Below are 10,470 nucleotides of genomic sequence, written 5' to 3' on the forward strand. Positions count from 1 at the left end.
TCCAGGAACAGGGAAGGGGTCACGGCAGCAGTCCTTGCGGCAATCTAGTGGCTGCCAAAGTCTATTTGTCGCCTGGAAGAAAAACGTTTCATATTTCCCTTCAGAATCTGCATGTAGAGAATTTCGTTCTACTGGAGTGCAGATGCTCGATCGCATAGACCGGCAAATCCTGGCCGAACTGCAAAAGGATGCCACGCTACCCGTGGCTCAGCTGGGCGAGCGGGTGGGCCTGTCCAGCACGCCCTGCTGGAAGCGCATCAAGCGCCTGGAGGAGGAGGGGCTGCTCACCGGTCGGGTGGCCCTGGTGGACCGCAAGAAGGTGGGTCTGCCCGTGACGGTGTTCGTGAGCCTGCGCCTGGCGCGCCATGACGAGGCCTCGCTGCAGCGCTTGGCGGCCCTGGTGGCGGACATGCCCGAGGTGCAGGAGTTCCACCGCATGAGCGGGGATGTGGACTATCTGCTCAAGGTGGTGAGCACCAGCATCGAGGGCTATGACCAGTTCTACAAGAAGCTGATCGCGGTCTCGGACTTCCGCTCGGTGTCCTCGGCCTTTTCGATGGAACAGATCAAGAGCAGCACGGCGCTGCCCCTGGATCTGGTCTGAGGCTTGGGGCTCAGTCGCTGCAGCCCTGGTTGCCGCAGCCGCTGATGGACGCGTTCTCCCGCGCCAGGGGCTGGGCCAGGCTGCCGCTGGCCGGGTCGTAGCCGACCTGGCTCATATGGAAGACCAGGGCGGCATCCATCATCTCGGCATGGGCCGGGAACCATTGCGCCAGCTCATTGAGCACGATGCTCATGGGCTCGCGGTCGTTCAGCTCGGTGGCGTGGCGCACCACCTCGCGCATCACATTGAGCACCATCGCATGCTGGCTGCTGTGGCAGTTCACCGGATCGAAGCCGGTGGCGGCCATCCAGGCCTCTTCCATCGCGAAATGGGCCTCGGTGTGGGTCAGCAGGGCCTGGAAGGCGGGCAGGGCATCGCCGCCGCTTTGCAGCGCGGCGCCGAAGGCGTTCAGCAGTTCGACGAACTCCTCGTGCGTGTGGTCCAGCTGCGGCTGGTTCAGGACCAGCTTGTCGTTCCAGGCGAGGGCGGTGGTGCTCATGGTGTGCGAGTCTGGCCGTCCTGCGGTGCGGCGGCCTTGTGGTGGGTCAAATCAGGCCTGGGCCAGGCGGGCGCGGTGGCGGGCCACCTGGGCGCGCACCTGCTCGGGTGCCGTGCCGCCCAGGATGTTGCGGGCATTCAGCGAGCCGCGCAGGCTCAGCACCTCGAAAACGTCCTGGCCGATGCGGGCGTCGAACTTCTGCAGCTCGGCCAGGGGCAGCTCGGAGAGGTCCACGCCGGCCTGGATGGCGGTCTTGACCGCATGGGCCACGATCTCGTGCGCGTCGCGGAAGGCCAGGCCCTTCTTGACCAGGTAGTCGGCCAGGTCGGTGGCGGTGGCATAGCCCTTGAGCGCGGCGCGCTCCATGGCCTCGGGCTTGACGGTGATGCCGCCGGCCATCTCGGCAAAGATGCGCAGGGTGTCCTTCAAGGTGTCCACCGTGTCGAACAGCGGTTCCTTGTCTTCCTGGTTGTCCTTGTTGTAGGCCAGGGGCTGGCCCTTCATCAGGGTGATTAGGCCCATCAGATGACCGACCACGCGGCCGGTCTTGCCGCGCGCGAGCTCGGGCACATCGGGGTTCTTCTTCTGCGGCATGATGCTGGAGCCGGTGCAGAAGCGGTCGGCGATGTCGATGAAGCCGAAGCTCTGGCTCATCCACAGGATCAGTTCCTCCGACAGGCGCGAGATGTGCACCATCACGAGGGATGCTGCGGCCGTGAACTCGATGGCGAAATCGCGGTCCGAGACGGCGTCCAGGCTGTTCTGGCACACGCCTTCCATCTTCAGCGTGCGGGCCACGCGCTCGCGGTCCAGCGGGTAGCTGGTGCCGGCGAGAGCCGCCGCGCCCAGGGGCAGGCGGTTGACGCGGCGGCGCGCGTCGGCCAGGCGCTCGGCGTCGCGCGCGAACATCTCCACATAGGCCAGCAGATGATGGCCGAAAGCCACCGGCTGGGCCACCTGCAGATGCGTGAAGCCCGGCAGGATGACCTCGGCATTCTTCTCGGCCACCTCCACCAGGGCGCTTTGCAGGGCGCGCAGCAGCAGGCTCAGCTCATCGATCTCGTCGCGCAGCCACAGCCGCACATCGGTGGCCACCTGGTCGTTGCGGCTGCGGCCGGTGTGCAGGCGCTTGCCGGCCAGGCCCACCAGCTCGGTGAGGCGGGCCTCGATATTCAGGTGCACGTCCTCCAGGTCCAGCTTCCACTCGAACTGGCCGGCCTCAATTTCGCCGCTGATCTGGGCCATGCCGCGCTGGATGGCGGCGTGGTCCTCGGCGCTCAGGATGCCCTGGGCATGCAGCATCTCGGCGTGGGCCAGGCTGCCCTGGATGTCGGCCTTCCACAGGCGCTTGTCGAAGAACACGCTGGCGGTGTAGCGCTTGACCAGCTCGCTCATGGGCTCGGAAAAGAGCGCGGACCAGGCTTGGGCTTTGTTGGCGAGTTGGTTGTCGGAGACGGAGGACATCGGTGGCGGGCTCGTGGCTGGGCGCCGGGGTGTGCCCGCATGGCGCGGGCCACGGCGCAGAGGCGACAATGGCGGAACAAGGATTCTAATTGCCGACCGAACCATGACGGGACGAGCACAAAAGACGGAAGACGCGTCGCGCGCGCGGCGCGCGACGGCGAGGGAGGGGCGCCAGCCCTCTCGGGCGCCTGAGCAAGGCTCGGCACCGTTCGATGCGCAGCGTGTGTTCGATGTCTGCCATGCGGGCCTGGTGCTGCGTGCCGTGCTGGGCGTTCAGCTGATGTTGGGTCTGGGCATGGCCCTGGCGGCGCGCGATCTGCCGCAGTGGATGGCCTGGGTCAGCAGCGGCACCGTGGTCAGCCTCTCGGGCGTGTTGCTCTGGCTCTTGCTCATCTGTGCGCTGCAGCGCCAGCTCGCCCGCTGGCCTGAGCGCTGGCAATGGGGCTTGGCGCTGCTGCTGGGGGCCTTGTGTGCTTCCCTGGGCTGGCAGCTGCTGAGCCTGGCCAGCGGCGAGGCCAGCAGCCTTTTTCGACTGCTGAGCGTGGCCCTGGCGGGGCTGGCCGCGTCCGCCATGCTGCTGTACTGGCTCAAGCAGCGACAGCGGGCACAGCGGCCGGCCGATGATCTGGCGCGTCTGGTGGAGCTGCAGGCCCGCATCCGGCCGCACTTTCTGTTCAACACGCTCAATACCGCCATCGCCCTGGTGCGCATCGACCCGCAGCGCGCCGAGGGCGTGCTGGAAGATCTGAGCGAGCTGTTCCGGGCGGCCCTGGCCGAGACGGATGCCGTGGTCAGCCTGGATGCGGAGGTGGAGCTGGCACGCCGCTATCTCGATATTGAGCAGCTCCGCCATGGTGCTCGCCTGCGTGTGGGCTGGCAGCTGGATCCGGCTGCCGGCTCTGCCCGCGTGCCGCCCCTGCTGCTGCAACCCCTGGTGGAAAATGCGGTGCGACACGGCGTGGAGCCCAACGAGCAGGGGGGCGATGTCGAGATCCGCACGCGAGCGCGGGGCTCCGAGGTCGAGATCCTGGTCAGCAACACCGTGCAGGCGCCGGCGCGGCAGCCTGGGCATGGCCTGGCCCTGCGCAATCTGCGGGAGCGTCTGCGCCTGATGCATGATGTGGCCGCCCGTTTCGAGCTCAGCCCCGAGGCTGGGCGTTTCACTGTTCGCATCGTCTTGCCCCGTTGAACTGCTGCTGCCATGCACACCACGCCCGCCCTCAAGGTCCTGCTGGTCGATGATGAACCACTGGCGCGCGCGCGCCTGCGGGGCTTGCTGGAGGCCTGTCAGGAACCGCGCGCCGAGGTGGTGGCCGAGGCCGGCACGGCCTCACAGGCCCAGCTCTGGCTCAAGGAGCATGGCTGTGACCTGGTGCTGCTGGACGTGCAGATGCCCGGCCCCGATGGCCTGCAGCTGGCCGACACCCTGCGCGAGAAGACCCAGCGACCCGCGGTGGTCTTCGTCACCGCGCATGCCGAGCATGCCTTGCGCGCCTTCGAGCTTGACGCGGTTGACTACCTGACCAAACCCGTGCGCCGCGAGCGCCTTCAGGCTGCGCTGGCGCGTGTGGCCGAGCGCCTGGCCGAGCGAGCCGCGGCCCGCGCGGGGCGGGAGGCGGAGGCGAGCGCCCCGGAGGGCGATGTGATCACGCTGACCGAGCGCGGCCGCCTGCTGCGCGTTCCGGTGAGCGAGGTGCTCTATATCAAGGCGGAGCAGAAGTACCTGACCCTGCGCACCGCCACTCACAGCCATGTGATGGACGGCAGCCTGTCCGAGCTGGAGACGCGGCTGGCGCCGCGCTTTCTGCGTGTGCACCGCAATGCCCTGGTGGCCTGCAGTGCAGTGCGCGAGCTGGAGCGCCATGGCGGCGATGCCGAGGACGAGAACACCGGATACGGCGCGCTGGAGCCCGGCTGGGCCGTGCGCATTGCCTATGTGGATGAGTGGCTGTCGGTGTCGCGCCGACAGGTGGCGGCGGTGCGGGATGCGCTGGCTGCTGGCGTGCGCGGATGAGTTAGGCGCGAGCCGCTGCAAGGCGCGCGGTGGCCGGAAGGCGTTGGCCCCGGCGGGTCCAGGGGCTCAGTGCGCAGGCAGCTTGAAGACTTGGCGCAGATAGGCCAGAAAGGTCTCGTCCTCGCACAGGGTCTTGCCCGGGCTGTCGGAGAGCTTGGCCACGGGCTGGCCGTTGGCCTGGGTGAGCTTCATCACGATGTGCAGGGTACGCAAGCCCAGATCGTTGGTGATGTGGGTACCGATGCCGAAGCCCAGCTGGGTGCGGTCTGCGAAGCGGCGGTAGAGATCCAGGGCCTTGGGCAGGGTCAGGCTGTCGGAGAAGACCAGACGCTTGGTGTGCGGATCGATGCGCAGCTTGGCATAGTGATCCAGGGCCTTCTCGGCCCACCAGACCGGGTCGCCCGAGTCGTGTCGAAGGCCGTCGAAGAGCTTGGCGAAGTAGAGATCGAAGTCGGCCAGGAAGGCGTCCATGCCCACCACATCCGTCAGGGCGATGCCCAGATCGCCCCGGTACTCCTGCACCCAGCTCTCCAGCGCCGCCTTCTGATGCTCGCGCAGGCGCACCGAGTCCAGGGCCTGGAAGGTCTGCAGATACTCGTGCGCCATGGTGCCTATGGGCACCAGGTCCAGGTCGCGCGCCAGCAACACGTTCGAGGTGCCCTTGAAGAAGGGCTGGGCCTCGCGGGCCAGGCGGCTGATCACCTCGCGCTGCCAGGCCCCGCTGTAGCGGCGGCGCAGGCCGAAGTCGAAGAACTCGAAGGGGTGGCGCCGGCCATGCGCCTCCTGGGCGCCGAACACGCGCAGCTGAGCCAGCTTCTCGTCCAGGCGGTGCCGGCCCTCGGCCAGGGCCGCCTCGGCCCCGCCCAGGCGGCGGAAGTAGAGCTCGTTGACCAGGGCCAGCACGAAGATCTCGAAGCCCATCACATGCACCTGGGGGCCGCGGGCGATGATCTCCAGCTGGCCCGAGGGCAGGGCGCGGGCGCGGATAAAGTCGCGCTGGAACTGGAAGATGCGCAAGAAGTCGATGAAGTCGCTCTTGATGAAGCGCAGCGAGGCCAGATAGTCCAGCTCCTCGCGGCCAAAGCGCAGCGAGCACAGATGGTCCAGCTCGCGGTCGAGCTCGGGCAGCAGCTCGGCCAGGGGAAAAGCCGGCTCGTTGCGGCACCAGAAGGCGTACTCCGCCTGGGTCTGCGGGTGGCGATGCAGCATGGCCTGCCACATCGTGAACTTGTAGAGATCGGTCTCCAGCAGGCTGGAGATCAGCGGGGCGCCCGAGTGGCTCATGCTCATGCCAGCAACTCCGCGCTGCGCGCCAGGCGCAGGCCGCGGGCCTGCATGCGGGCCAGGAAGTCCGCGGCCTGGGGCTCGAAGCCGGCCACCGGGCTCATGCCGTCGCTGATCAGGGTGATCTTGTCCAAGCGGCCCGAGGGCAGGTGTTCGACCAGGTCTTCCACCGTGGCCTTGACGCAGTGGCTGCTGGCCTCGCCGGCAATCCACAGCGCATCACACGCGTCCAGGCGCTCAAGCAGGGCGCGGTTGAGCTGGGTGCCGGCATCGGCTGGATCGGGTACCTCGGCCTGCAGGGCGCTGTAGTGCTCGGTCCAGGGGTTCAGGCCCTTGAGCACGAACTCCACATGGCGCTGGCGCGCCAGCTGCCAGTCCACCAGGGCCTGCTGCAGGCCGGCATGCACGTTATGCCCCCAGCTGCCCAGCTCGCAGTGCACGGGCCAGACCATCAAGGTGTAGCGGCCGCGGGCTTCCAGGGCATCCAGATAGGCCTGGGCCCGGGGCAGGGCGGCGGCTTCGCGCGGGCGGTAGGCGCCGGCGCGCAGCTGGGCCGCGCTGATGGCCGTGACGGGCGGCACCGCGCCGCCCTCGGCCATGGTCCAGAAACTGGGGTGGGCGATGTCCAGGCGGCGGTGCGTGTCCAGGGTGACGGTCACCGCCTCGATGTCCGCACCGCGGGCCGCCAGCAGGGCCGCGATGCGGCGCAGATCGGCATCGGCGCCGGCCACGGGCAGGCTGGCGCCGGGGATGTCACAGAAATCGTTCTGGGGGTCGATCAGGAGGAGGTGGCGTGAGGGCAAGTTGGGGCTCCGGCAGGCTTGCCACTATACGTGCCGGGGGCTGGGGAGCCGGTGGCATCGGGGGAGAGCCAGATCAACAGCATGGGGGCCGTGACTTGGTGCCACCCAGCCCGGCCACGCGAGACGTGGCCGGTCCTTCGTCAGGCGTCGGGCAGTCCTCAGGACTGCCCTCGGTCCTGACTCAGCCCGTGTTCCTCAGCCCGGCGGCAATGCCGTTGATGGAGAGATGAATGCCGCGCTGCACGCGCTCCATGGACGGGTCCTCGGCGCGCTTGTCCGGGGGCACGGCGCGATAGCGGCGCATCAGTTCCACCTGCAGATGGTGCAGGGGGTCGATATAGGGGAAGCGGTGCTCGATGGAGCGGGCCAGGGCCGGGTTGGCGGCCAGGCGCTGCTTCTCGCCGGTGATCAGGGCCAGGGCTTCCTGGGTGCGCTCGAACTCGGCCTGGATGGCCGCGAAGATGCGCTTGCCCAGGCGCTTGTCCTCCACCAGCTCCACATAGCGCTGGGCGATGGAGAGGTCGGTCTTGGCCAGCACCATGTCCAGGTTGGAGAGCAGGGTGCGGAAGAAGGGCCACTGCTTGACCATGCGGCGCAGCAGGCTGAGCTTCTCCTCGCGGCCGGCGCCCGTGCCCAGGAAGGCCAGCACGCCCGAGCCGAAGCCGCACCAGCCCGGGAGGGTGACGCGGGCCTGGCCCCAGCTGAAGCCCCAGGGGATGGCGCGCAGGTCCTCGATGGCGCGGGTGGCCTTGCGCGAGGCTGGGCGCGAGCCGATGTTCAGCTCGGCGATCTCGCGGATGGGTGTGGCGGCGAAGAAGTAGTCGGCAAAGCCCTTGCTGTCATAGACCAGGCCGCGGTAGGCCTTGAAGCAGGCGTCGGACAGGTCTTGCGCCGCGTCCAGGAAGGATGGGGGCGCGTTCTTGGTGGGGTGCAGCAGGCTGGCTTCCAGCGTGGCGGCCACCAGGGTTTCCAGATTGCGCCGGCCGATCTCGGGGTTGGCGTACTTGGAGGCGATCACCTCGCCTTGCTCGGTCAGGCGGATCTGGCCGTTCACCGTGCCCGGGGGCTGGGCCAGGATGGCCTGGTAGCTGGGGCCGCCGCCGCGGCCCACCGTGCCTCCGCGGCCATGGAAGAGGCGCAGGGTGATGGCGCCTTTCTTCTTGAGCTCGGCGAAGAGCTCCACCAGGGCGATCTCGGCGCGGTAGAGCTCCCAGGAGCTGGTGAACACGCCGCCGTCCTTGTTGGAGTCGGAGTAGCCCAGCATGATGTCCTGCTCGCCGCCGGAGCGCTGCACCAGGGCGTGGATGCCGGGCAGGGCGTAGAACTCCCGCATGATGGTGGACGCCAGGCGCAGATCGCCGATGGTCTCGAACAGGGGCACGACGATCAGGTCGCTGACCGCGCCGGCGCTGTCCAGGGTGCCACGTATCAGGCCCACCTCCTTGAGCAGCAGCAGCACCTCGAGCAGATCGCTCACCGTCTCGGTGTGGCTGATGATGTAGTGGCGCAGGGCCTCGCGGCCGAAGCGGGTCAGGGCCTCGCGCGCGGCCTCGAAGATGGCCAGTTCGCCTTGGGTCTTCTCGCTGTAGGCATGGCCCACCACGCGCAGCGGGCGCGCGTCGGCGAGCAGCTGCAGCAGCAGGGCGCGGCGCTGGGCCTCATCCAGGGCCGCGTAGTCGGGCGCGATGCGGGCCGCGGCCAGCAGCTCGGCGATCACCAGCTCATGCTGGTCCGAGCTCTGGCGCAGGTCCAGGGTGGCCAGATGGAAGCCGAAGACCTGCACCGCGCGCATCAGCGGGGCCAGGCGCGGCGCGATCAGGGCCTCGGCATGGTGGCTCTTGAGCGAGGCGGCGATCACGCGCAGATCGGCCAGCAGTTCCTCGGGCGTGGCATAGGGGTCTTGCGGGGCCACCGCGTGACGCAGGGCCTCGGTGCCGGTGAGCGCGTGCAGGGTGGCGGCCAGGCGGGCATACATGCCGGTGAGCGCGCGACGGTAGGGCTCGTCCAGGCGGTGCTCGTTGCGGTCGGGGCTGCGCTCAGCGAGAAGCTGCATCTCGGGCGAGACCTGGGCCAGACGCGCCGAGATGGAGAGTTCGGCTCCCAGCTCGTGCAGCTCGGTCAGGTAGTGGCGCAGGGCCACCTCGCTCTGGCGCTGCAGGGCTTGGCGCAGGGTGGCGGCCGTGACATTGGGATTGCCGTCGCGGTCGCCGCCAATCCAGTGGCCCATGCGCAGAAAGCTCTTGAGCTCATGGCCCGGCAGGGCCTGCTCCAGCTCGGCGTACAGACGCGGGATCTGGCGCAGGAAGGTGGCGTGGTAATAGGAGAGCGCGTTCTCGATCTCGTCGGCCACGGTGAGCTTGGAATAGCGCAGCATGCGCGTCTGCCAGAGCTGGGTGACGCGGGCGCGGATCAGGGCCTCATTGGCCTGCTTCTCCCGCTCGGTGTGCAGGCTGTCGCGCTGCTCCACCAGCTCGGCGATGGCGCGCTCGGCGTCCAGGATGCTCTTGCGCTGCACCTCGGTGGGATGGGCGGTCAACACCGGCGAGATGAAGCCGTGCTGCAGGGTCTTGGCGATCTCGCTGGGGCGCACGCCGGCCTCGTGCAGGCGCTCCAGGGCATGGCCCAGGGAGCCCGCGGCCAGACTGCCGGCGCGCTCATGGATTTCGCGGCGGCGCACATGGTGGCGGTCTTCGGCGATATTGGCCAGGTGCGAGAAGTAGCTGAAGGCGCGGATCACGCTCACCGTCTGCTCGCCCGAGAGGCTCTTGAGCAGCTTGTCGAAGCTCTTGCCTGCCTGGGTATCACGCTTGAGGCGGAAGGCCACGGAGAGCTTGCGGATCTGCTCGACCAGCTCATAGGCCTCGCGGCCCTCCTGCTCGCGGATCACCTCTCCCAGGACCCGGCCTAGCAGCCGGATGTCTTCACGCAGCGGCAAGTCCTTGTCATCCCGCGCGCGCTTGGCCGGGGTGGCAGCGGTGCTGGTTCGGGGCTTGCTGTTGCGAGTCTTCGTCGTCGTGGGCTGGGCGGCGGCGGGTCGTGCGGGCATGGCGGGCTCGTCTGGGCTTGGTGCGGTGGTGACCGTAATGGTCATGTAACGAAGTTACTGGAATCTGACTGTAGCAGTTTCTTGTGCACTGCCGCACTGCGCTAGCATGCCGACATGACCGAGACATTGAAAAATTCGTCGGTGGTGATTGCCACCCGCGAGAGCCGCCTGGCACTTTGGCAGGCCGAGCATGTGAAGGCTCTGCTGGAGGCACGCGGCCTCACCGTGAGCCTGTTGGGCATGACCACGCGCGGCGACCAGATCCTGGACCGCAGCCTGTCCAAGGTGGGCGGCAAGGGCCTGTTCGTGAAGGAGCTGGAAACCGCGCTGGAAGAGGGCCGGGCCCAGCTGGCCGTGCACTCGCTCAAGGATGTGCCCATGGAGCTGCCGGAGGGCTTCGAGCTGGCCGCCATCCTGGAGCGCGAGGACCCGCGCGACGCCTTCGTCTCGCCCCGCTACGAGAACCTGGCCGCGCTGCCCCAGGGCGCGCGCGTGGGCACCTCCAGCCTGCGCCGGGTGGTGCAGCTCAAGGCCTTGCGGCCGGATCTGCAGATCGAGCCGGTGCGCGGCAATCTGGACACCCGCCTGCGCAAGCTGGACGAGGGCCAGTTCGACGCCATCGTGCTGGCCGCCGCCGGCCTCAAGCGCCTGGGCCTGGGCGAGCGCATCCGCGCCTGCTTCAGCGAGGACGAGATGATTCCCTGCGCCGGTCAGGGCGCCCTGGGCCTGGAGCTGCGCGCCGACGCGCAGCTCCAG

9 protein-coding genes are annotated in these 10,470 nt (G+C 68.5%); 4 read left to right on the forward strand and 5 right to left on the reverse strand.

Annotated elements, in window-relative coordinates:
- The first annotated feature begins 142 nt into the window (after nucleotides 1-142).
- Nucleotides 143-604: an Lrp/AsnC family transcriptional regulator gene (locus ACK5F2_RS11035; protein WP_409845498.1), complete on the forward strand. Its 462-nt coding sequence runs from the start codon at nucleotides 143-145 to the stop codon at nucleotides 602-604.
- 10 nt (nucleotides 605-614) lie between these two features.
- Here ACK5F2_RS11035 and ACK5F2_RS11040 read toward each other — a convergent pair whose 3' ends face one another.
- Together ACK5F2_RS11040 and argH are read right to left on the reverse strand one after the other, a co-directional pair.
- Nucleotides 615-1,103, reverse strand: coding sequence for a hemerythrin domain-containing protein (locus ACK5F2_RS11040; RefSeq protein WP_409864649.1), 489 nt, complete (start codon nucleotides 1,101-1,103; stop codon nucleotides 615-617).
- A gap of 51 nt (nucleotides 1,104-1,154) precedes the next feature.
- Entirely contained in the window at nucleotides 1,155-2,567 is a 1,413-nt protein-coding gene (gene argH / locus ACK5F2_RS11045; protein ID WP_409864650.1) for an argininosuccinate lyase, read from the reverse strand.
- Between the two features lie 223 nt (nucleotides 2,568-2,790).
- On the opposite strand from argH, the gene ACK5F2_RS11050 reads away from it, so the two are divergent.
- Nucleotides 2,791-3,756, forward strand: a complete 966-nt coding sequence (locus tag ACK5F2_RS11050) for a sensor histidine kinase (protein WP_409864652.1) — start codon at nucleotides 2,791-2,793, stop codon at nucleotides 3,754-3,756.
- 12 nt (nucleotides 3,757-3,768) lie between these two features.
- Nucleotides 3,769-4,581, forward strand: a complete 813-nt coding sequence (locus tag ACK5F2_RS11055) for a LytR/AlgR family response regulator transcription factor (protein ID WP_409864654.1) — start codon at nucleotides 3,769-3,771, stop codon at nucleotides 4,579-4,581.
- 66 nt (nucleotides 4,582-4,647) lie between these two features.
- Here the strand turns inward: ACK5F2_RS11055 and pncB are convergent, their stop codons facing one another.
- The 3 genes from pncB to ppc all read right to left on the reverse strand — a co-directional run bounded on the left by pncB (nucleotide 4,648) and on the right by ppc (nucleotide 9,714).
- Nucleotides 4,648-5,871: a nicotinate phosphoribosyltransferase gene (gene pncB / locus ACK5F2_RS11060; protein ID WP_409864655.1), complete on the reverse strand. Its 1,224-nt coding sequence runs from the start codon at nucleotides 5,869-5,871 to the stop codon at nucleotides 4,648-4,650.
- Nucleotides 5,868-6,668 carry a cysteine hydrolase gene (locus ACK5F2_RS11065; RefSeq protein WP_409864656.1) on the reverse strand — a complete coding sequence of 267 codons (801 nt, stop codon included), beginning with the start codon at nucleotides 6,666-6,668 and terminating at the stop codon, nucleotides 5,868-5,870. The genes pncB and ACK5F2_RS11065 overlap by 4 nt, the downstream gene beginning before the upstream one ends.
- Before the next feature lie 181 nt (nucleotides 6,669-6,849).
- Entirely contained in the window at nucleotides 6,850-9,714 is a 2,865-nt protein-coding gene (gene ppc / locus ACK5F2_RS11070; RefSeq protein WP_409864657.1) for a phosphoenolpyruvate carboxylase, read from the reverse strand.
- Nucleotides 9,715-9,828: 114 nt separating this feature from the next.
- Here ppc and hemC point away from each other — a divergent pair.
- A partial coding sequence (gene hemC / locus ACK5F2_RS11075; protein WP_409864658.1) for a hydroxymethylbilane synthase occupies nucleotides 9,829-10,470 on the forward strand: 642 nt, incomplete at its 3' end.

Source organism: Roseateles sp., from assembly GCF_046300915.1.
In the GTDB taxonomy this organism is placed as follows: domain Bacteria; phylum Pseudomonadota; class Gammaproteobacteria; order Burkholderiales; family Burkholderiaceae_C; genus Kinneretia.